Below are 22,372 nucleotides of genomic sequence, written 5' to 3'. Positions count from 1 at the left end.
GCTTCCACCTCGAAGGTCTCGCTCTGGTTCGGCTGCGCAACCGTTTCTTCGCCCAGCTTACTGCCGCTGGACGCATAGAGCGCAGTCTGATAGCCCGATCCGAGCGGGATGCTGCGCAGCGTCACCACCAGGGTGCGCGGCTGCGCCAGGCCGAAGCGGTAGTAGTCGCGCAGATCGGTCGTACACTTGAAGTAGCCGCTGAAATCCTGGTTGAGCGGGAACGGCCCCCAAGCGGCCTCATACGTGTCGTTTGGCTCATAGGGGTCGCCTGGGCAGAGCGGCGTCGGCGTGGCGGTGGGCGTTCGGGTCGCGGTGGGCGTGTGCGTCACGGTGGGCGTCCGGGTTGGGGTGGGTGTAATGGTCGGTGTGGGCTGCTTGCTGATGTACGGCAGCAGAACGCGTCCGGCGCCGGACGCTGCGGTCGCAGTGGGGGTGGGTGTACGGGTCGGGGTGAACATGCGCGTGGGGTCCAGGTCGGTGTGCGCGTGGGTGTGCGGGTCGGTGTGCGCGTGGGCGTTCGAGTTGGCGTGACCGTGGGCGTGTTGGTTGGCCCACAGGGCGTGAACTGGTTGGGGGTGTAGCCGGCATCGTTGGTGAGCAGCACCATGTCGAGACGGCTGTAGGCCTCGCGCACGCCCATCGTCAGGGTGTGCGCGCCGGCGGAAAGATCGAACGGGGTAACGGGGTCATCCACCAGGCCCACGGCATCCCAGCCCCACGTCCACTGGCCGTTGAACTGGGGAATTTCGTATTGGACGCCCGCGGCTCCATCGAAGCCGACAAAAAAGGAGTTCTGGGTGTAGCTCAGCCCCATGCCGCGCGCCCACAGGTAATAGGTTCCGGTGCTGGGAACCGAAATCTGAAAATTGGCGGAACCGCCCGACCAACCCGAAGTGTAGTAGAGGTACTGGCAGGCGGACGCAGCGGCGTCGGTTGCTGTACTGATCGGCTGCGTCAATGCGCCGCTCTCCGCCTCCAGGTACCAGACGAACAGAGGAGCTGTCGTAGGCGTTCGGGTAGGCGTAGGTGTAGGGGTGTTCGTCGGGTTCGAGGTGACAACGGTCCCGTGAATGGTGAACGGGAGGCCCTGCACCGTGCTGGTTCCGTCGTCTACCACGTCGCCCCAGGCGCCGCTGGCATACTGCCTGGCATTGCCGGTTGTCGTTTGTCCGTTGATCGTGATGGGCAGCGCCCAGGGGCCTGTGAGGCTGTGACTACCGTCGCTTTGCCAATCGAGCCAATAGGCGCCCGGCGGCAGGTAGAAGCCGGCGGTCGCCCGTGTTCCCATGACCGGTCGCTGCGTATTACCGGGGGTGTTTTCCGCGCGGCGGTAGATTCCCCAGAAATCTGAGCGCGCCCAACGGTTGGTTGTCGCATCGCCGGCGATCACCTGGCTGCCGCCGTCACCAGGGCGGCCGTTCCAGATCCGAAAATTGACATGGTTGATGGTCGAAGTCGTAGAGGAGTTGGTCTGGTAAGCATAGAAGACAAAATAGTCAATCTGCCAGCCTCCTGGGGCATCCACGGTGAAATTATCGGCAACGCGAAAATTGTCCGTCACCTGGTGGGCAAAACCCAGCGTGGTCATGCCCAGCGAGCTGTTTTGCAGGACGCTCTCGTTCGCGCCGCCCGATCCGGTGCCGTAGCTGTTGATGATCGAACCATTGTCCCACAGCACAGCCTCTGGTTGGTTGACCGGACGATAGGGCACGGCAAGCACCGGCGCCGGCGACACGTCCTGAACATGCTCGCTGGGCGGCGGCGGAAGCGGCGGGGAAACCTCGGCCGCAAGCGTCACGAACCATGAGCGCCAGGCCAGGGCGAGGAATGCGATTGCTACAACCACCAGTGACTTTCGCATAGGGTACCTCACGGAATCGAAGTGGCGGTCGGGGGCTGCGGGGTGTCGGTCGGGTCGGGAATTGATGTATTGGTCGGCGGCACCGGCGTATCGGTTGGCGGCACGGGGGTGTCCGTTGGCGGTATGGGCGTATCGGTTGGGGGGACCGGGGTATTGGTTGGGGGAACGGGCGTGTTGGTCGGCGGCGCAGGCGTGTTCGTCGGCCGGACAGGGGTGTTGGTCGCGGGTGGCTGCGTCGGCGTGGGGGTGCGGGTGAACGTGGCCGTCGGGGTAGCCGTCGGGGTGACCGTGGCCGTCGCGGTGGGCGTGACCGTCGGCGCGCCGGTCGGCGTGGCCGAGGGGGTCACGATGGGGGTGGCGGTCGGAACGGCGGTATGGGTCGGCGTGGCCGTGAGCACGGGCAGGGGAGACGCGACGGCGGGCGCGGTGGGAACAGGCGTTGGCGTGGCCGTAGGGGGCGGCGCCGGAGTTCGAGTCGGACCGTCGGTGACAACGCCCCGTGGTCGCGTCAAGAGCACGCCGGCGAGGCCCAGGACGATGATGGCGGCCAGCGCGGCCACCAGGGGGAGCCAGGGCAGGCCCCGCCGCTGCTGTGGCGCCGCGCCCACGGTGACGCCAGGTGTTGAAACAGAGTCCGGACGCGGGGCAGGGGAGGTGGGCGCCGGTCCGGAAACCTGGGTTGCTCCCGGGCTGTCAGGCTGCGGTGTCTGGCGCAGCATTTGCGTGGCGGCCAGATCACCCGGCGAGGAGATGTCGCGTTCTGCCGCGGGTGTGACGCGCAGGGCAGGCGCTGGAGATGCCGGTGCAATTCCTGGCTGGCTGCCACGAGCACGGCCGCCGGGCACAGGCGATTTGCCGGCGCCTGGCCGCGGGCTTGGCTGGGTTGACGCCGCGCCCGGCTGTGGCTTGGGCGAGGCCGGCAAGACGGCAGCCTTCAGCCCTGGCGGCATCTTACCACTAGCAGCCAGGTCGAAGTCGGCGATCAACGGGGCGCCATGCTGATAGCGATCCTCTGGCCGTTTGGCCAGCGCCTTCAGCACCACGGCTTCGATAGACTTGGGCAGGTCGGGGCGCAAGGTGCGCAGAGGCGGCGGCGGTTCGTTGACGTGCGCGTAGGCAGTGGCCAGGGAGGAGGAGCGGACGAACGGAACCTGCCCGGTCAACATACGGTAGATGACCACGCCCAGGGAGTAGAGGTCGGTGCGGCCGTCCACCGGTTCGCCGCGGGCCTGTTCGGGCGCCATATAATCGGGCGTACCAACCACCACGCCGCTGCGGGTCAGCTTGCTACCCTCTCCGGCGCGTACCAGGCCAAAGTCCATCAAGGTGGCGCGGCCGTCCGGCCCGATCATGATGTTGGAAGGCTTGATGTCCCGATGCACGATGCCGGTGGAATGGGCATAGTCGAGCGCGTCCGCCACCTGGCGCACAACCTGCGCGGTCATGGGCACCGACATCGGCCCGCGGTTGACCAGCCATTGATCGAGCGTCACACCGTCGAGGTACTGCATGACGATGTAGTGCCACGACCCCTGCTGACCGACATCATGAATGGTGACAATGCCGGCATGGTGCAGGCCCGCAGCCGTGATCGCCTCGTAGCGGAAACGTTCCACGAACTGCTGGTCATAGGTGTATTCCAACGGCAGCACCTTGATGGCCACGGCCCGGCGCAGCATCACATCGAAGCCGCGATAGACCAAACCCATGCCGCCGCGACCGATTTCGGCTTGGATGTCGTATTTGTTGGCGAGAGTGGCGCCGAGTAACGTGTCCATATTACGTTAACTGCCTAAACACCACCTCCACCTCGCCAAAGCGCACGACGTCGCCGTCGGCCAGGGCGCGGGGCTGTTCGACCTTCTGGCCGTTGACGAAGGTGTTGTTGGCGCTGCCCAGGTCGAAGAGCATGAATTTATCATCCTGCAGGCGAATGCGCGCATGCTGCCGCGACACCGTGGCGTCGGTCAGGACGATGGTGTTGTTCTGCGTGCGGCCGATGTCGGTTTCGGCGCGCAGGTCATGGCGCTTGGACGGGTCCTTGCGCTCGATGAGCAGCGCGGCGTGTTTGAGCTTGGGCGTCCGGTCCAGGATCATGGTGCTGCCGGCCGGGGCGCCGGCGCCGGGGCGGGGCGGCTGAGGTGCGCCGCCAAAGGCAGGTGGGGCATAGCCGGCCCCTGGGCCAACGGTGGGTGCTGAGGTGGGCGCGGCGCCGCCGCCAGGGCCGACCGTTGCGGCGCCGGTCGGGGTGGCGCCAGGGCCAACGGTGGGAACACCACCACCACCACTACCACCACCACCGCCGAAGCCGGCGCTGCCTGTGACGGCCATACCGCCGGGCATCGGGCCGGACTGCGGAGCCTGCCAGCCGCCGTCGCTGGCGCCAAAGTCATAGTCGGCCTGGGCCTCGGTCGGCGCGTTACGCCGGCGCAGCCAGACGACCAACAGAACCAAGAGCGCGATGAGGAGTAAGGCCGCCACTGCAATCAGGGCGGCGGGCACAGGATTGTCCTGGATAAAGGTGATCAGATCGTCAATCACAGTTCCTCCTTCGGCGACGGGAGTGGGTGTGGGCGCAATAGGCGTGGCGGCGCCAGGCGTGGCGGTATCGCTGGGCGCAGCCGTTGCGCTCGGCGTGTCTGATGCCACAGTGGCTTCTCCCAATTGGAATTTCTTCTCGGCAAAGCCCTGCACGCGCGGCGCGCGCACACTGATCAGTAGACTGTGCGGGTTACCGTCCGACGCCAGACGCGACGCGTAGGTCAACTGGTATTCCAGCTTCATCTGATCGAGCACCTGCTGGAAGAGCGCCGAAAACTCCTCTGGGCCGGGCGCCTTGCGATATTCACCGCCCGTGCGCACCGCCAGACGTTTCAGGAACGTCTCATCCAGTTGATTGGTGCTGAGGCTGATCGGGAAAATCGGAATCTGGCTGCGGTTGGCCTCATTGATGACATCATCGGCCTTAAAGGTACTCACCTTGTCAATGCCATCGGTGATGACGATGATGGCACGCTGGCCGGGCTGCTGCGACGTGATCCGAATCACGCGGTAGAGCGCGTCATAGAGCGGCGTCGCGCGGTTGCCTTCCACGCTCAAAAAATTGATGACGTTCAGAATCTTGTTCTTGTCATTGCCAAAGGCCACTTCTACCGATTCGTCCAGGGTCAGATCGGTGGGCGATACCGACCGGTTGATGCCGAAAAACGCGGCGCGGTCGGGATCGCTATCCTTGTCCAGCAGTGCGTCGAGCAGATCGGCTGACGCGGACTTGGCCTCGTCCAGCGGTGTGCCCTTCATGCTGCCGCTCAGATCAACGACCAGGGCGATGGCGGTGACCACGTCGGGGTTGACCTGCGTGGCGACGCGCTCCGGCGGAAATGAGGTGTGCCCGTCTTCGACCAATTCGAACTGACCGGCTTCCAGGTCAGGAATCGGCACCCCGTTGGCATCTTGCACCGAGAGTAGCACAGACATTGTCGGGTGGGCGCTTGTATCAATCGTATTGATCGCGACACGGCCGGTTCCCTGGGCAGTGACCGCCACCACCAGGAGCCACGTCAACACCATTCCCAGGGCCAGAGCCTTTGCTCCCTTGCGCATAAGTCCTCCTAAACACACTTGAAGACGAGCGTTGTTTCGCCAAGCAGCAGGTAGTCGCCATCGTGCAACGTATGCCGGTAGACTCTGCTGCTTTCCTCGCGATAGGTGGCTTTCGAGCCGACGTAGGTGCCGTTGCGACTCGCCAGGTCAATCAGCGCGTATTGCACCTCGCCGTTTTCCGAGACATCGCTGCGAATCTTGAGATGCTGGCTGGAAACCGCGTTGTCGGCCACCACAATATCGTTGCTGCCAGGCACGCGCCCCAGGTTGGTCATCTCGGCCTGCAACTGATGAATACGCCCCCGGTCAGGGCCGTCCAGCACGACCAGCCAGGCGAAGGCGAGCGCGGCGCGGGCGCCCATCATCATGGTAGCGGCATCCCCGCGCCCGCCGGCCGGCGACGGGGCCGGAGGAGGCAGCGGCGGGTTCCAGGCGGGCGCCGCGGGCGGCGGTGGCGCGTTCCAGGCTGGCGGCGCGGGCGGCGGCGGCGCATTCCAGGCGGGCAGCGCGGGCGGCGGTGGGGCATTCCAGGCGGGCAGCTGACCGGGCCGCGGCGTCGGCTGATCGCTGCCTGGCATGGCGGTGCGCGCAAAGGGTGCGACGACCGGAGCCTGCGCACCGATCTGCATCGTGGCTGCTTCCGCGCCCGCGGGCAATGGATCGCCGCCCGGCATCGCGGTGCGTACAAAGGGTGTGGCGCCCGGAGCCTGCGCGCCGATCTGCATCGTGGCCGCTTCCGCGCCCGCGGGCGGCGATTGCGGCGTCAGGCCAACGCGGGGAGTAAGCTGGTCGGCGCCTGGCTTCGCCGTGTGCGCGAAGGGCGCGTCCTCCAGCGAGGACTCCTCCGCCTGTCGCCCTGTCTTGGCATTGGACATCTTCATCGTATTCTTATCATCCATGGTTCACCTCACTGATCTGGGGGCTGGAAAACATTCGTTCAAAAATCCACGCGGAGGACATTCTCACCAATGGTAATCAAGTCGCCGGCGTGCAGCGCCACCTGGCTGCGCCTGATGTGCGTCTGATTGACCCAGGTGCCGTTGGTGGAGGTGTCTTCCAGCCAGACGCCATCCGGCCGCACACGAATCTGCGCATGGGCGCGCGAGACCTGCGTATCTTCGGGGTTGAAATCCTGCCGCCCGAGCGTCAGGCTGTCATTGATCTGCCATTGGCGGCCGGCGGCCGGGCCACCCAGCGCCGTCAGGCGGGCGATGGTCGCCGGCGTGGGAGAAGGCGTCGGGCCAGGCCGGCTGCGCGCTGTTCCCTTGAGCACCAGGAGCGCCTGCCCCATGCGGTGTCCGTCGGGAAAGCGCTGCTGCCAATGCTTCTCCAGCGCCTTGAGCGCCACGCCTTCCAGGTCGGTCGAGATCGTCGCCACGCGCTGGCTGGGCGGGACGGGCGTGGCGCGAAGGTGCTGGTCTATCACGGTCATGGCCGAGCGCCAGTCATGACTATTGGGCGGCAGGGGAAAGGGCACGCGGCCGGTCAGCAGCTCATAGAGCACGATCCCGAGGGAATAGACATCGCTGGCGGCCTGCACCGGTTCGCCTTTGGCCTGTTCGGGCGACATATACTCCGGCGTTCCTACCAGCTTATTTTGCGTCACTGCGACCGCGGATGTCAAACGCGCGATGCCGAAATCAACGATCTTGACCGTGCCGTCAGGCTCGATGAGAACATTCTCCGGCTTGACATCGCGGTGGATGATGTTGGCCGCGTGGGCAAAGCCCAGGGCGTCGCAGACTTGCGTCATGACGCGCACGATCTCGACTTCCGGCACGGCCCCCTGGTTCAAGCGCTGGCGCAGCGACACCCCATTGACGAAGTCCATCACCAGGTAGAGCTGCCCGTCGGCGCTGCGGTTGAACTCATGGACGGTGACGATATGGGGGTGGTTGCGCAGGCGTGGCCCGATCTCTTTGCCCTCGGCTTCGAACTTCTGCACCAGGTAGGGATCGGCCGTTTGTAGAATCTTGATCGCCACGGTGCGGCCGTCGGCAGCGTGCGCCTTGAAGACCCGCGACATGCCACCCTGCCCGATCTGCTGTTCCAACCAGTATGGCCCAAACTGAACGGCGCCGGTGATGTGGGCCAGGGGATGCGGTGAATCGTGCGGTGGTTCGATCGCCGTCGGCGGCAGGGAGGGCGCCACCAGGAGCGCCTGATCGGAAAAGATCCATTCGGTGGCGCCGAGTTGCACGTGTTGGCCGGGGAGCAGGGCATGGCGTCCGATACGTTGGCCGTCCACCCAGGTACCGTTGGCGCTCTCGCGATCGTTCAGCAGCCAGGCGTCATCCTCCCAGTGAATTTCGGCGTGGTGGCGGGAGACGAGCAGCTCATCGGCCAGCACGAACTGATTATCGGAGCTGCGGCCCAGCGTCAGGCCGGCGGGGGTCAAGGTGATGGTATGGCCCTGGTAGCGCCCGGACAGCCCGTGCAAATAGGCGGGCGGTGCGGTGGGCTTGAGCGTTGGTGCGCGGCCGGCCTTGTCATCGGCCACGGGCGGTGCGACTTCCGGCGGTGGCGGCGTCGCGCGGCGCTTGGGTTGGCGTCTGAGGATGCGCGCCAATAGAACCAGGAAAACGAAGAACGTTCCCAGGGCCAGAATCAGAAGCCCAAAAAGCCAGGTGTCAGGTAGCAAGACGGGAGCTCCTTGCAATCGCCGGTTCGTCGCCGGCCGGTCAAAGTGGCACAGATGAGCCGCGGCGGCTCTGGGAGGAATTATAGCAGAGGGAGGGAGGATGTGCAATATGGGGTGGGGTTTGGGGGAACATCACGCGGTCTTGATAGGCCGCCCCTCGGCTTCCAGGACCAGCAAGCGGACGAAGTAAGCAACGAAACCGAGGCTTCCCACCACGCACGCAGCGCCAGTCAGGCAGTTGGGGAGCATCCAGGCCATATCGGCCTGGAAGGAGCCGAGCGTTTGCATCGTCAGCATCTGTTCGATGCTGCCAAACCGGCTGGCAAATAAGAAAATCAACAGCGGGTTGAGAAACCAGGAAATACCTAGCAGCCATAGACTGGCATCGCGGCGTAGCATCCACACGATGAAGACCACAGGCGCCGCCAACAAGAGGTGCAGTCCAAGCAGTGCGCAGAGCAAATCAACGCGCATCGAGATCATGGGTTCCAGGCGCGCCGCCAGCCAGTTGCTGCCCTGCTGAAAATAAGCCCACAATACCACGGTCAGCGCGGCGACCAGTAAGAGGCCCGGCCGCTGTGCAAAAAAATCACGCTGTACGATGACCAGGGCTGGCGCAAGCAATAGACTGACCACGGCCATGATCTGGAGAATCGAAGCCAGGGTCGCGTTGCCCGGGTCGGGCCAGGCAACCAACGTCAGCATCAGCAACAGGTAGAGAGCAACCACCAGCCATTTCAGTTTCGCACGCATCGGTCAATCCTCTGAGTTTAGCGTATAACGCGCCAGCAGCCAGTCGTTGAGGGGCTGATGGCAATTGGGGCATAAACGGCCCAACGTGAACGACTCAACCTGCGCGCCGCATGAGCAGCGTCCATGCCAACGCCTGTGCAGGAGGAGGAACGTGGTCAGACCAAACCCCAGAAGCAAGGCGGCAGCCAGGATGCCGAGACCTTGTATGCCCAACAAATCACGCAGGTCGCCAAAGAGAGGAACGACCAGCAAAGGCAAGACGCCGCCCCACAAGCCCGCGGCCAGAAGTCCCGTGATTCCCCAACTGATGACCACAAACCGTCGCCCAAGCCACGGCGCAGCGAACCAGGCCAACACGCGTTGTTTGAGTGCGGCGTCCAAACGGAGCAGCGGCCAAAGCAAAAGGGGCAATCCCAACAGATTGAACACGAAAGGAAGCCAAACGTACAGCCAGGCCGGCAAAGGAAGGCTCATGTCTAGCTGCCCACCCTCGCCCAAGACGGCGCTGCTAATGCGCAGCAGCTCTTCCAGGGGAATCAAGCCAGACCAGAGCGTCAGTGAAAGCACCGCAGTGAGCAAGAAACGCTCACCCAGGATCACTGCGCCGTAGGTGAAAAGGGCAGTCCGCTGCGCCTGCAAGAACGATTTCTGTCCGCCCTGGGTGCATAACAGCGGCAGCAAAGAGACAGAAAGCAAGACAAAACCGAGGATGAAGATCGTAGGCGAGCCTGGCTCTGGCACAAATGAGGCGGACAGGGCTGAACCGAGGATCAACTCGAGGCAAAGTACGGCCAGGGCAGCCGTGACGCCTATCGTGACCGGTGAACCGTACAAAGTTTCTGGGTGCGCCAGGCAGTCGAAGCGCTCGTCCCACGTGGGATGAAAACGGGGCATTCGCAAAGCCAGTCGCGACCGCCATCGCCGCTGATCTGAACTTGCAGGAGATTCCGCAGCAGCCGATTGCAGGCGGCGGTGTTGGTCGCTGTATTCGATGGCCTCCAACAGGGCGTCTGCATCCCCGAGCCAGGCGGCGGTGCGGGCGTCTGCATAGAACTCACGCGTGCGCACGATATGGCGCCAAAAATAGACCAACAGGATGAGGCCGCCGAGCACGAATGGCCCATGGGCGCTCAAGTTGAAGGCCTCATAGCGCAGCCAGACCGAGACGCCTTGCAGCATCTGTGGGTTGTCGCAAACGACATCGACGCGGCCGGGGATGAAAGGGCGTAGCCAATCGCACACCTGGGGCCAGCGGCCGCTGATCTCCGTCATGCCGCGCACAAGTGTGTTGTAAATCAACGGCACCTGGAGATAGAGCAAGAAATCGAGGGCCATGAACACGATGGCGACGATGATGACGCTTTGAGAGAAGAAGGTCATCCAGGCATCGCGATTGCGAAAGTGACTCAGTTCATGCAAGAGAACGGCTTTGGCGCGGTCGGCGCGTGAGGCGATGCCACTCTCCATATCGGCAAACAGGGAAACTGCCAGCCCAGTTGGCAAAGCCAGGGCGCGTCTTGTCCACGTGCCAAAAGCGTGCGCTGAATCGAGGTTGGGGTTCAGCAGAACCTGAGGAGGCCGCCCGACGCCATTGACCCGCGCCAGCTCCTCGGTGAGTGCCTGCAAAGGGCGTAATTCAGGGGTAAGCGGCTGCAAGTTTTCGGCCTGACGGGCGGGAAGAGCGAGAAAACGGCGCAGGGGGAGCAGCAGCATGACCACGAATAACTGTGCGCCGCAAATGGGCGTCTGCCAGAACAGGCTGGCAACAACGGGCACAAACAAGATGAGCACGATCAAACCGAACAAGAGCGTCGTGCGCGTCGGCAGAGCAAAGATATTGAGACGTGTCGGCATGCCCAACCTCCGAAGGTAAAACCCGGCGGCCCAGGCCGGGCGCCTGTCAGGCTTCGACCCTTTCGATGGGCGCCGAACGGGCCAGGGAACGGGCATCATGCAGGATCAATGTCGTAAAGTGTTCGACAAAACTGTGAGCCTGATCTCCGTCAAGCCCAACCGTTTGGGCGGCCCGTGTCGCTTCTTGGTGAATCAAGGCCAGTGTTGTTCGTTCCAGCGGCTGCGCGGTCCAGGCCGCCGGGGGCAGTGATCGGCTGAGTGCTTCCGCGGCCAGGTACGTGGCGATCAAGAGGTCGCGTGAAGGCGATGGCTCACTTTCGTCCACGGCAAGTGGCTGCGGAGCTGCAGCCGACGCCAGGCGAAACTGTCCGCCGAGTTCAGCCACGCGATCAAAGAACGGATCCAACTGGTATCTCAAGCGTCGCTGCTGTACAGACGACAACAGCGTCTTGACCAGCGCCTGGGTCATGGTCGTCACGGCCTGGCGCAGGCGGTCGGCGCGGGGCTGCAAGAACCACAGGTCAGGCTGACCGGCGCCGGCGGGGAGAGGCATAGGCCCAGCCTCCTGCCATGACATCGCCTCCTGCAGGGCTACCAGCTCCTGGGCGCAACTTGGGCAGGTATTGAGGTGAGCCGTCAGCTCAGGGTACTGTTGCGCAACCGGCAACCCCAGGCGCTCAGCCTCGCAATAGGTGGGCAGTTGGGCCAGAACCTCGTCATGGGTCAGGCCGCCGCCGTCGCCGGTAAGCGCGCGGCGCAGGCGTTCGACGCCGGCTGAATGGGGCTGACTGTCTGACTGATGCGCGGTCATACGATATTCCTCCCCAGGCTGCAGGGGTGATCAACGAACGGTCGGTTCGACCAGGGCAGATTCTCGCGCCATAGCATGGTTTCAAGCAAATCGGCGTGGTCAGCCGCGCAGGCTGTGCAAGTCGCCAGGTGGTCGCGCAGGTCGGCGAAACGTTCCTGATGGGCGATGTCACACAACTCTGCATCCACAAAGGTGGGCAGCCAATCCTGCACCAGTTGGCAGGCAAAATGAGTCAGCGGTGTTGTAGAGATGCCGATTGGCTTCATGCCGCACCTCCAGCGAACCAGGCGCCCAGTTCGCCGCACTCCCGCAGGCGTTCCAGCGCCTTGAATTTCTTGAGCGATACCCAATTGGGTGTGCGGCCGATCTGATCGGCCAGGATCTTGATGCTGGCATCATCGCGAAAAACGGCCAGGATGATGGCGAATTCATCTGGCCGCGACAGGCAACGTCGCACGATAACCCAAAAATCGCTGTAAGTTAGCGCAGGGAATTCGGCAGCGAAGCGAACATCGTCCTCATCTTCATCTTCAATGATGGGATTGACGGTATTTTCTACATGGTTGGCGCGTCGGCGGTACCACTGCCCGATTTCACGCTCCAGGATGCGAATGCTCCAGAGTAGAAAGGCACCCGGGTCGGTCAAGGGCTGCGGCTTGCTCCGAAAAGCGTGCCAGATATTGAATAGCGCCTGTTGGGTGAGGTCGTCGGCCAGCTCCGGCCCGATCTTACGTTCAGCGATGGGGCGCAACCAAGCCCAAATCTCACGATAAGCCTGGGTCATGACCAACGTATCATCAGTCTTGAGAGCATCGTGTAGAACGATGCAGTATTGATTAATGACCGCACGCTCGATAAGCTCGTCCTCTGCCAGGCGGCTGCCCTGAGTGAGCAATTCCGCGACGCGACGGCAGACCCGTTGTCCGAATTCGTCCCAGGTTATTCCGACGGCGTCGAAGTCCAGGAGCCGCCAACCCCGACTGGCGAGGATACGTCGCGTCGCGGCGTGGCAACGATCAACAAGAAGTGGGGGCAAAGGTTGTGTCATAGTGTACTCCAGTCACGCAGGGGGATCCGTGCTTTCAAGCCGTCATGATGGCACGATTAAGCCAGTCGCCAAATTCCAGCATGTCCAGGACTGTCATGGATGTTAGTTCACCGTTGCTTGCCTTGTCAATTTCATCAACTTCGCCCAACAACACGAGTACGGCTTGGGTCGGAGGCAGGTGGAGGAACTGGGCATTGATCGTTCGAAAGTGTTTGACATACGATTGCCAGTCGCCGGTCTTGCACTCGACCCAAAACACTTTGTCGGCGGTTCCGAGTAGCATGTCGAATTCAGCCTCGCTCTGATCCGGCAAGGTCAGATGGGCGCACGACAAGGCCTGCTCATAGTGCCAAGCCCCAGTACGCTTTTCAACCACCTGGCGCGTTACCTGTAATACATACCGCTCAAGCCATCCCCCCGTCAGGAAATTCTGCACATGTCCAGTCTTCTTGCGGATCGAAAAGGATAGATTCCCGGTGACGCAGGTACTCGAAAGTGGACAAGAAGCCGCTGCTGTGCAGCATCGTCCCTAATTGAAAGATCGCGTGAAAGGTGTTCTTGGGCAAATCGCGTACTGGGAACCAACGCCACTTGTTGTAGCCTCCGCTGGCGCGACGCTTGAGGGCTTGGTAGAAAGGCGCCACGGTGGCGAAATGATCGCCCATGTAAAGTGCGATGCGGTCAGCGGCCGCGTCTGAGGGGCTTAGTTGACGGGCCGTGCGCAGCTTGATACCGCGCCCCGTCAGCCAGGCCTGGGGATCAAGCCAAGCTCCGTCCACGGGCGAAGGTTCGTGCGCCGGAGGCATCTCCTTTTGTGCCCGACGCTCGTCAAAGGTCATCTGCTGCAGCAAATCAACCTGGACGTCGCCAATCGTACGCTGGACAGCTTCCAACTTGATGAGCGATTTTTGCGCTATCTGATCCCAGCCATTGTGCTCATCATCCGTCAGGATGTCAAGCAAAGTCATTTGCACGCGGCCGACATCCGCCTGCAGTGCTTCCAGCGTCTTGATCGTCGTATCAATGGTGAGGTTAATGTCAGTCACGGTTGTCTGCCTTTCATGATTCCTCGCGGGGCACCGAAGCAGCGAACATGACGAGTAAGATCGCCGGGATAGCCAGGGCCAATGCGCCGCCCACTACGAGCACATCCTGATGGATGAACGATGCTCTGAACTCATCGGTGGTGCGCATCGTCAGTCCTCGCAGCACGCCGAAGTAGCTGATCGGCAAGATAAGAGCCAAAATCATGGCATCGAAGTTGGGTGCGCTATTACCACCGAACATCGCGATAGAGGCATTGCGTACCGCGACAGGCAGTATGCCGGCAAAAATGTGCATCGGGGAAATGCTGTTGGCCACGAGGGATGTCTCAGACCAGGCCTGGTCAACGGACCTGGATGCTTCACCAGACCCTAAGCATACCCATAAGATCAGGGCCAGGGATAAGCCGACGGAAAAGGCGCCCAGCAAGATGCCTTTTTGTCCGGTGCCGCTATGCCACGCCGCGCGGAATTGATCCAGAAGCATGGAGCCTAACGTGCCGACGACGATGAGAACAGCGCCGACAATCAGGAGCACGAAACCCACGGGGATCAGTATTTTGGGAATCAGCACATGGAAAATCCAGCCAACAATGGTGCCGATCAGCCAACCCAGCCAATTCAAGATGCTACCAAAAATACCCAGCACGAAGAGGAGTGCAGACCATAACCATTGCCCAAGCACGAGTAAGATATCGCGCAGGAAATACCCGGCAATCGCAGCCAGCAACGCAATCACGACACCGCCATAGCCGAAACGGCGCACCAGGACAATCATCCCCCACACGACGAGCGCAATCACAGCAACAATCAGCAGGATTGGCAATAAGAAATTGATGATCGGCAGCAGGAAACCCCAAATGGCCGTGAGGATGCGTACGATAAACGTCCACACTGCGCCCAGGATGCCAACGAGGAAGTTCCAAATACGCAGCAGAAAGCGCAGCACGGCCATCAGAACGCCCCCGAGAACCACGAGCAACACGCCGAGCCACGCCAGAATTCCGATGCTCGCAGCGCCGGTCGTCAGGCCCAACAAACCGCTGAAGGTGATCCGCAGGTTGAGACGGATCAGCGAAAGCAGGGCAATGAATCCCAGGCAGACCCATACGCCATAAAAACACAACACCAGGAGATCATGAAACAGCGACAAGTGCGAAGCGTTTAGGCTGGCCAGGAAACGCTGCGGCCACCATGAGATTCGCACAATCGTTTCGGCCAGCCACGATGATGAGAGCCAATGGTGAGCCGCGTAGCGCAGAAAGCCATCGAAGTTGAAAAAGGCAAAAACGATCCCAAAAGTGACATCCAAGAGGAGCACCGAGATATTTGGACGTTTCATATAGTTGGAAACCTGCTCCATTTCCGCACATAGTCAAGCATGGGCAGAAGATGCATTTTCTCAAGGCTGCGCCGTGCGAGCTGAAACCCCTGGCCATAGACGGGATTTTCGTTCTTGTCCATCAGCGCCAACCGATACGCGGCTTCTGGCGTGTTCTGCTGCTTGAGCCACAGATACTCGGCCAGTTCACAGAGGCCTTCTTCGACCACCGGTTCCAGATCGGGGAAGGCATTCATGAAGAGGTAGATATGCATCAACTCGTGCGCGGCCACCGCGGTAAAATGCTCGCGGGGCAGGCCGGACAGAATCAGGATGGCCTCCACCTGGCGTTCGACAATCTGTCCGTTGCGCGTGAGGGTATGGTGGCAGGCCATGCCGGTTGGCTGTTTGCTGTACGACTTGGTGGAGCGCCGGTTCAACTCCTGCTGATCCACCAAACGCAACGGCGTCTCGGCCGGGCCAATCTCCAGGCCGAGTCGAGCCAACGCCCTGCGCACCTGCATGAGCGCCGGCTGCCCTTGCGCCGCCGTGTCAATGGCAGTCTGGCGACAACGATTACAGATGGAGTGCCCATCATCGTAGCGCACGCCGCCGCGGGTCAGACGCTCACAAATGAACCGATGACAACTGTAGCACTCTGCCAGGCCGGCCGAGTGTTCGGCGCAATAGGTGTCGCCCCAGGCGTTGATCTGATACGCGCCCTTGAGAATTTCACCGCCGATCGCGCAACGCTTGCCGAACTTCTGCCAGTAGTGGGTTTCGCAGTAGACCTTGTCATCCTTCTCGAAGTATCGGTTCTGGCCAAGCAGCTCACCAGAGGCGCAGCGCCGACCGAACAACTCATCGAAGTCCCGTTTGCAGTACGCCTTACCATTGCGTTCATAAAAACTGCCTCCATCGAAGGGTTGACGGCACTGAGCGCAAATGAAGTGCGAGGGGTGCCAGGCTTTCCCCAGGGCTGTCGTGTAGTCGCCGATAACTGGCTTTCCGCAGTAAGCGCAACGCGGGCTATTTCCCTTCAAGATCTTCTCCTGGAGTTTACACTCTCGATTGTGACATTCGTAAAAACATGAAGAACTCTCATAGACACTCTAGCGTGGGCGATACCGCCAGACTACAAAAGCCGATCCGCCGAGCAGCATGAATGCCATGCCACACAGTTGATTGAGTGTCTCCTCGATCTGTTTTTGTATCATCTCATCAATTTGGCGCTGCAGATCATTCAGCCACTGTGCAATCTGCCGTTCGATTGTAGTGCGTTGGTCCTCCCACCAGTAGGTGATTTTCGCCTGCTGGCTTTGCCACCAGTTCTCAATACGTGCCTGTAAGTCATGCCAAAATGCCTGCCAACCGCTGCGCGGTTCAAAGATCAAAAAAACTGGCCGCTCGTTGAGCGGAACAATCACTGAGCTGTTGGTCACTGTCAGTAGCCGACCGGCGCTGGGTGATAGATCCAGCGCATCAACAGCATAGAGATAGGCCGTATCTGCGCTCAGGTTGCTAACGGTGATGTTACGGGTGGTCATGCCGCCACGCGCTTTCCAAAGCACCGCAGTCTGTCGGCCATCTCTAGAGAAACGATACTCGTAGACGTCATCGTCGTTAGGACGGCCAAGATCGTCTTGACCTTGCACTTGGCCCAGGGGTTGGCTATTCGCGAGCAGGGCAGACAGGTTGCCAAGGGTTCGTTGTCCGGATGGCCCCAGGTCGAAGCTGTGATCTTGGGCATTGGTTTGAGTAAACCAAAACACCTTTTCCACGCCAGCTTCAGACAGAAGGGGCACGTACGTACGAGCAACATAGGCAGCCTCGATCACATCGGCTGTCGTACTGTGAACAGTGGCCCAATGATTGAGCCAGTCACGGTTCCAGCCGATCTCGGTGATCCAAAGTGGTTTGGGTCTCAAGCGATTGGTAAGATCGAGCACACCCCGCACCTCGGTCAACACACTCAAGGGTGTTGTCGTGGTTGCGCACGTTTTGGTAAACAGATTGTAGTGCAGGCCGCGTTCAATGAATGCGTCAGGGGCAAAACCGTTCGAATCGGGGCTGTTGTGGTAGGGATGAATCGCTACAACGTCGAATGTGTCCCAGGCGCCGGCCTCGTGCAGGTCTATCAGGTATTTCTGATAGTTCCTGGCGCAATCGGCCAGATCACCATAGTAGCCAGCGAGGCCTCCCAGAATCACTGTATCGTTACGGTCGTGCTGCTTAATGATGTCGTGGGCGATGCGCAACATGTGGGCGTAAAGGATGGCATCCGGTTCGGCTGGGCCATCGCGACTGCTGGAATCAGCCGTTTCGATGACCACCTTACCCCAAAAATCACGGCTGTTCATTTCATTCTCGATTTCCCAATAGTCAATACGATCACCAAAGCGATTGACCACGGTTTGTACGTAGGTTTGCCAGTGGGTGAGTAACTCGCTGGGGTTGACCCGATAGCCATGCGCAGGATTGCCGCTCAGATAACGCGGCCCATAGTCAAGCAGGGCGACCATCTCGATGTTTCGTGCTGCCAGTTCGCTGAGAAGCCGATCGAAGTCGTGATCAATGTCAGGGCTGTAATGGTATTGCCAGCGAAAGGCTTGTTCCTCCGGTTCCACCAATTCCCAGGGAATCTCTTCACGCGCCCAATGAATCCCCATTCGTTGCTGGGCATCGATTGCGGTTGTGAGGCCCTGCGTCCCCAGTTGAATATGCGGCGACATGATGCCGAAGCCATCAATGCGGGTCTTCTGCGGGATGGCTGCACCCGGAGCGCCTGGTAGGGGGCTATCGAGGCAATTGACCGGTACGTTCAAGAATGCCAGGATGGCCCGGGCGATAGCTGCGGCAAAATCGGCGCGCCGATGGCGCAGGAGATTGCCGTCGCCGTCCATGTAGGCCAGCTCGACGAGCGCTGACGGCGCCTGCCACCAGTGGATGTACAGCCCACCGTGACGGTTGGCTGTTTCCGGTTTGCTGCCATGATTAGTGAGCGCCAGGTCGGCGGCAACCTGGCTGGCCAGCAGATTGGCCAATTGCTGACTCTGTGCGTCGTTACCACTGACGCCGTTGACCGTGTACCAGGCCTCGGTACCGCTAATCGCAGGGTCGCCGCTGGCGTTACTATGAATTGACACGCCCAGCGCCGGCCGGTAGAAGTTCACGATCTCGTCAACGTCTTCGAGAGTGTGAGCAGAGTCATCGCCAGTACGCGTCAACAGCACAGTAACCGGACAGCGAGCCAGGCGGGCGCGGGTGAGGTGCGCAACGTCAAGGTTGATGTCTTTTTCGATCAAGTCCCTGCGTACCGCACCGCTGTCAATCGGCCCACCGACGCTGGCTGCCCAACCGTGACCTGGGCTAAGGATGACCAGGGGGTCAGCGGACTGGGCGGAGACGTTAGGAAGCCCATGGGATAGCATGATACGAACGACACAAACAATGACGCCAACAACGAGCGTCGTTCGACCCGCCAGCAAGCGCGATCTATTGAGCAGTGAGTTGTTCATATGCCGTTTTGGTTGCGATTCGTAGATAACAAACAGAATAGCTGGAATTACCAGGGCCATGGCGCCGCCAACAGCCTGATCGAATGACAATGCGCCATGTCGTCCTCAATAACGACGGACTGGCTGGCGAGCGTTGGTGGGCTCGTTCAGGACGGCAATACCCGCTGCTGTCGTGATGGCAAAACCAAGCACCGCGCCCCAGAAGCCCCAGGCCAGATGGACGCCGAGCACGGATGTCAGTAATCCGCCGAATGAACCGGCGCCAAGCCCCAGGCGTTGAACAGAGGGGGCGCTGACGAGCAACAGGGCCAGCAGCAGCCCGCCTCCGGCCGCGCCGGCCCAACCGGCCACCAGGCGCAGCGAGTCGGATCGAACGAATGGGCTGGCCGCAGTCAGTAGAAAACAAGACCCCGCAACGGCCAGCGCCAGCATGATCAACCAGCGTACCCAGGCGCCCAGAAACGGAAAGGAAAGCAAATCGGTTGCAGAAGGGGCGGTCACCGTCTGCAACCAATCCGCAATCTGAGGAACCGGCGCGGGCGCCAGGGTGCGAGCGGCGGTCAGCAGCGCGCCGACCGTTCCTTGCAGCAACGGCGGCAACGCCACTGGTTCGACCACGAGCCAGGGGGGAACCAGCAGGGCAAACAACACCCAGGCTGTGGAAACGAGTAATAGCCAACGTGACATAGATGTCCTCTGGTTCGCTCTCTGACCGCATCAACGCATCATCTTCAGGATGACAGTCTCCAGTTCATCACATTCGTTGATCAAGGCTCTGACAACCGACGCAAAGTAGTTGCTGTCAATCAAGTCCTGCTCGGCATTGTGCATGCACGAATACACCTGCTTTCCGCCAATTTCCTCGATGCACCAGAAACCGATCTTCTTCTCGGAGCTGCGCTTGAGGAGGATCGTGGAGATATGATGCGGCACCTGATCATAGGAGTCGAAGATGAACATGCTGGGCACGGAGAATTCCAGCGTCTTGTCATATTTGATGACATAGCAAGTCTGCGTACGCTGAGATCCCATGTTGAAACGCAAAATAGCGCGGGCATCGTTGAGGTCTGCGATCTTCCAGCCCTGGCGAGCGCAGTATTGCTGAATGGTCGTGCGGAAATTGGAGCCACTAAACAATTGTGCGAGTGACATGTGGTAATAACCTCCTCTGATAATCGGGCACAGAACCGTGTGACGCGCCCATCTCAGCGACTGCCGCGGTGCGCGTCACACGGTGTGCATAAGGCTTAGCTCATTCGATCCAACGCACGTTGTCCACCCCAACGTGCTATGATTTTATCATCATACTGATCGGCAGTGACAACCACCGCCATGACCGATGCTTTCAATTCAGGCTTGTCGCAGGTAGAACCAACGATGGCGTGCTCGAAGAATACATCGTCATCGCTGTCCAGGCCAAACCCGCCAAAGCGCATGTTGTCGGTCTCCCGGAGTAAGAAGTGCATCAGCTCCGATGTCGCCTCCGCACCCGTCACCACATAGGCGCGCGTATTGATGGTGGCGTCGTCGTTACCCCAGGGAATGACTCCAACCTGGGCAACGGCAGAACCAATCACAACCGCCATGGCCGGCGCGTCAGTGCGCAGCATGACGAATTCACCGAACAGTTCCTTCATCCACGGTACGATCTTCTCGTAACAGGCCTTTTGCGCGGCCGAGCGAAATTCCATGATACAGTCCTTTCTGTTCTATAGCGTCTCGACATGAACCACACTCTCGTGATAAGCTACACGTAACGAAGTTGCCTCCTTTCCGGGCACTGATGGCAAGTAACGAATCAATGCTGGCGCCACTTGTTCATCCAGCAGACGCTCCCAATCGCGCTGATTGCTGATGGTTCGTTGGTAGGTCATCAGCCAATCAAGCAAGCTGTCGTCCCATTGCAGATCAAGGCCCAGCTTGGAAAAGCGCGCCGTGATATCGGCCAAGAGGTTGTGTCGAAGCCAGGAGCGTCCGGTCAACGGTTGCTGCTGTAATTGGGTGATCACAACATCCACTTGCGCCAATAACTCGGGCCCCAGAATGGACTCCAGATTTCGCAATTCTGCCGCGACGGGTGCTTGGGCCGATGCGTGGAATCCAAGCGGCTGCACAGTCAGCAATGGCACATCAACGGTGAGAATCGTAATCGTGTCACTCAAGTAGCTGCGCTTACCGCGACTGTTCGTCAGGAAACCATCGCTCAGCGCTTGCGTCCACACATCACGAATGGTCGGGTGGCAGGCATGGACATGCTGGCACAGCACAACGCACCAGGGGGTTTGGGACAGACGATCGAGGAGCAATGAGTCGGCATAACCGACATAGCCCGGCGGTGCTCCAATCAGCATCGTCACATCGGCCGGATGCACGAAGCGGCTGAAATCAAGCGGCAGCACGCGCTCGGCCGATCCAAACAAGGTCTCAGCCACGACGGTTGCCACATCGGCTGCCGCGTGGACCGCGTCACCAGCCAATAACACAATAGCGTTGGGGCGTGTGGGGCGCAAATCGAGACCGCGTGCTGTAACTTCCAGGCGACCCACAAGCCGGTCAACACTTTGGTCATCCAGGCGGGTGCGGGCGGTCAACTGCTGGCGCAGACTATTCAGTCCGGCGCTGGCCTCTGGCGGCATGCCGATGAGGCGCTCGGCCACCGCACGGGCGTCAGCGACTTCTACAACTTGTTTGCCTTGGGTGAGACTGTAGGCCACCGTTTGTTCCAGCAGGTCAATTCCCTTGTCAGGAAAGTGGCGGTTGCGCAGGTAGTGTTGCGCGAAATCCACCAACCAGGGCAAGACGCCGTCGCCAACCTGGACATGATGTGACTGCATCAACTCGTTGCGTAAACTGACCAGCACCGCCAGTGTCTGGGATGCCGTCAGTTCCTGGACACGAATCGGTTGAAAGCGCCGCTCCAGCGCCGCGTCTGGTTCGATGAAGCGCCGGTACTCGTCATCGGTCGTGGCCGCAATACAGGCGATCTCGCCGCGCGCCAGGGCCGGTTTGAGCAGACTGGCAAGGTCATTGAGGCTCGGCATGCCGCCGGCGCCAATGAGGGTATGGACCTCATCAATGAAGAGAATGACGCCATCCTGGCTTGCCTCATGCAGAAGCGCCTGCATACGTTTTTCCAAGTCACCCACCATGTGCCCGCCCACAATGAGGGTCGAGGGCTGCAGCGCGATCAAACGAGCACCGAGCAAGGCGTCAGGCACGCCGCCACGCACGATCCGCTGTGCGAGGCCTTCCACCACGGCCGTCTTGCCAACGCCGGCTGGGCCGACCAGCAAAGGATTACGCTTGGTGCGCCGGCACAGGGTTTCGGTCATCAATTGGACTTCGGTCTCGCGTCCGATGATCTGGCTGAGCCGCCCTTCTGCCGCCTGGCGAGTGACATCGCGTCCAAATTGCTCGAGGAGGGGCGTGCGTTGACTCAGACGCGGCTCGTACTTGAATTGAGGGACGGGCGATGATAGTTCGCCTTCAGAGCCGATAGATGGTAATGCGGACATCGTATCCGGCCCTGGTGCAACTGGCAGCGCACCATCGCCCACCAACATGTAGTCGGCCGCGGCTAGAATCGTAACCGCCAAATCCCGTTCGGCAATACGGCTCTTGCCGCGGGCGACGGCCTGTTGGGCTGCCCGCTCGACAACCATCTCCTGGCTAAGCACTTCCCCGGTGCGTCCTGTGAGCAACTGGTCCGCAAGATACTTTTCCAGGGCAGAGGCGATAAAGCCCTTGGCCAGGGCCTCAGCCATCGCGCCGTGGCGCTCCATCAGCACCAACAGCCAGTGATTGACGCCAAGCTGTGCATGCTTGTTTTTCGTCTGCTGCTGCAAGGCGCCCTCTACCAGGCGCTGCGCCCCTTCGGCCAGCGGTAGAGCACCTGACCCCGACTCGGGCATGGTTTATC

At 60.9% G+C, this 22,372-nt stretch carries 18 protein-coding genes and 1 pseudogene; all 19 read right to left on the bottom strand.

Going from position 1 to position 22,372, the window contains the following annotated elements:
• Window positions 1-311: 311 nt before the first annotated feature.
• A pseudogene (locus tag IPM84_22225) lies at window positions 312-547 on the bottom strand (hypothetical protein).
• Between the two features lie 1,322 nt (window positions 548-1,869).
• Entirely contained in the window at window positions 1,870-3,639 is a 1,770-nt protein-coding gene (locus tag IPM84_22220; protein MBK9095420.1) for a protein kinase, read from the bottom strand.
• Between the two features lies 1 nt (window position 3,640).
• Window positions 3,641-5,464: an FHA domain-containing protein gene (locus IPM84_22215; GenBank protein ID MBK9095419.1), complete on the bottom strand. Its 1,824-nt coding sequence runs from the start codon at window positions 5,462-5,464 to the stop codon at window positions 3,641-3,643.
• Window positions 5,465-5,472: 8 nt separating this feature from the next.
• Window positions 5,473-6,363 (bottom strand): FHA domain-containing protein, encoded by an 891-nt coding sequence (locus IPM84_22210; protein ID MBK9095418.1) that lies wholly within the window; start codon window positions 6,361-6,363, stop codon window positions 5,473-5,475.
• Between the two features lie 38 nt (window positions 6,364-6,401).
• A complete protein-coding gene (locus tag IPM84_22205) occupies window positions 6,402-8,105 on the bottom strand; it encodes a protein kinase (GenBank protein ID MBK9095417.1) in 1,704 nt (567 codons plus the stop codon).
• 132 nt (window positions 8,106-8,237) lie between these two features.
• On the bottom strand, window positions 8,238-8,858 hold the full coding sequence (locus IPM84_22200) for a hypothetical protein (GenBank protein MBK9095416.1): 621 nt from the start codon (window positions 8,856-8,858) through the stop codon (window positions 8,238-8,240).
• Between the two features lie 3 nt (window positions 8,859-8,861).
• Window positions 8,862-10,712: a hypothetical protein gene (locus IPM84_22195; protein MBK9095415.1), complete on the bottom strand. Its 1,851-nt coding sequence runs from the start codon at window positions 10,710-10,712 to the stop codon at window positions 8,862-8,864.
• 46 nt (window positions 10,713-10,758) lie between these two features.
• Window positions 10,759-11,523 (bottom strand): hypothetical protein, encoded by a 765-nt coding sequence (locus IPM84_22190; protein ID MBK9095414.1) that lies wholly within the window; start codon window positions 11,521-11,523, stop codon window positions 10,759-10,761.
• On the bottom strand, window positions 11,520-11,789 hold the full coding sequence (locus tag IPM84_22185; protein ID MBK9095413.1) for a hypothetical protein: 270 nt from the start codon (window positions 11,787-11,789) through the stop codon (window positions 11,520-11,522). The genes IPM84_22190 and IPM84_22185 overlap by 4 nt, the downstream gene beginning before the upstream one ends.
• Window positions 11,786-12,571: a sigma-70 family RNA polymerase sigma factor gene (locus tag IPM84_22180; GenBank protein ID MBK9095412.1), complete on the bottom strand. Its 786-nt coding sequence runs from the start codon at window positions 12,569-12,571 to the stop codon at window positions 11,786-11,788. Before IPM84_22180 ends, IPM84_22185 begins: the two co-directional genes overlap by 4 nt.
• A gap of 34 nt (window positions 12,572-12,605) precedes the next feature.
• On the bottom strand, window positions 12,606-13,007 hold the full coding sequence (locus tag IPM84_22175) for a hypothetical protein (protein ID MBK9095411.1): 402 nt from the start codon (window positions 13,005-13,007) through the stop codon (window positions 12,606-12,608).
• Window positions 12,976-13,617, bottom strand: coding sequence for a hypothetical protein (locus IPM84_22170; protein ID MBK9095410.1), 642 nt, complete (start codon window positions 13,615-13,617; stop codon window positions 12,976-12,978). Before IPM84_22170 ends, IPM84_22175 begins: the two co-directional genes overlap by 32 nt.
• A 13-nt stretch (window positions 13,618-13,630) precedes the next feature.
• Window positions 13,631-14,956, bottom strand: coding sequence for a hypothetical protein (locus tag IPM84_22165; protein ID MBK9095409.1), 1,326 nt, complete (start codon window positions 14,954-14,956; stop codon window positions 13,631-13,633).
• Window positions 14,953-15,978, bottom strand: coding sequence for a protein DA1 (locus IPM84_22160; GenBank protein ID MBK9095408.1), 1,026 nt, complete (start codon window positions 15,976-15,978; stop codon window positions 14,953-14,955). The genes IPM84_22165 and IPM84_22160 overlap by 4 nt, the downstream gene beginning before the upstream one ends.
• Window positions 15,979-16,047: 69 nt before the next feature.
• On the bottom strand, window positions 16,048-18,453 hold the full coding sequence (locus IPM84_22155; protein ID MBK9095407.1) for an N-acetylmuramoyl-L-alanine amidase: 2,406 nt from the start codon (window positions 18,451-18,453) through the stop codon (window positions 16,048-16,050).
• 105 nt (window positions 18,454-18,558) lie between these two features.
• Window positions 18,559-19,140, bottom strand: coding sequence for a hypothetical protein (locus IPM84_22150; GenBank protein ID MBK9095406.1), 582 nt, complete (start codon window positions 19,138-19,140; stop codon window positions 18,559-18,561).
• Window positions 19,141-19,170: 30 nt separating this feature from the next.
• Entirely contained in the window at window positions 19,171-19,605 is a 435-nt protein-coding gene (locus IPM84_22145) for a hypothetical protein (protein MBK9095405.1), read from the bottom strand.
• A gap of 95 nt (window positions 19,606-19,700) precedes the next feature.
• Window positions 19,701-20,144 carry a YbjN domain-containing protein gene (locus IPM84_22140; GenBank protein ID MBK9095404.1) on the bottom strand — a complete coding sequence of 148 codons (444 nt, stop codon included), beginning with the start codon at window positions 20,142-20,144 and terminating at the stop codon, window positions 19,701-19,703.
• Window positions 20,145-20,162: 18 nt separating this feature from the next.
• Window positions 20,163-22,364, bottom strand: a complete 2,202-nt coding sequence (locus IPM84_22135; GenBank protein MBK9095403.1) for an ATP-dependent Clp protease ATP-binding subunit — start codon at window positions 22,362-22,364, stop codon at window positions 20,163-20,165.
• Between the last annotated feature and the right edge of the window lie 8 nt (window positions 22,365-22,372).

It is taken from the genome of Candidatus Amarolinea dominans, from assembly GCA_016719785.1.
Classification (GTDB): Bacteria; Chloroflexota; Anaerolineae; order SSC4; family Amarolineaceae; genus Amarolinea; species Amarolinea dominans.
The sequence above is the reverse complement of the archived record's forward strand: the minus strand, read 5'-3'. Positions and strand labels throughout refer to the sequence as shown.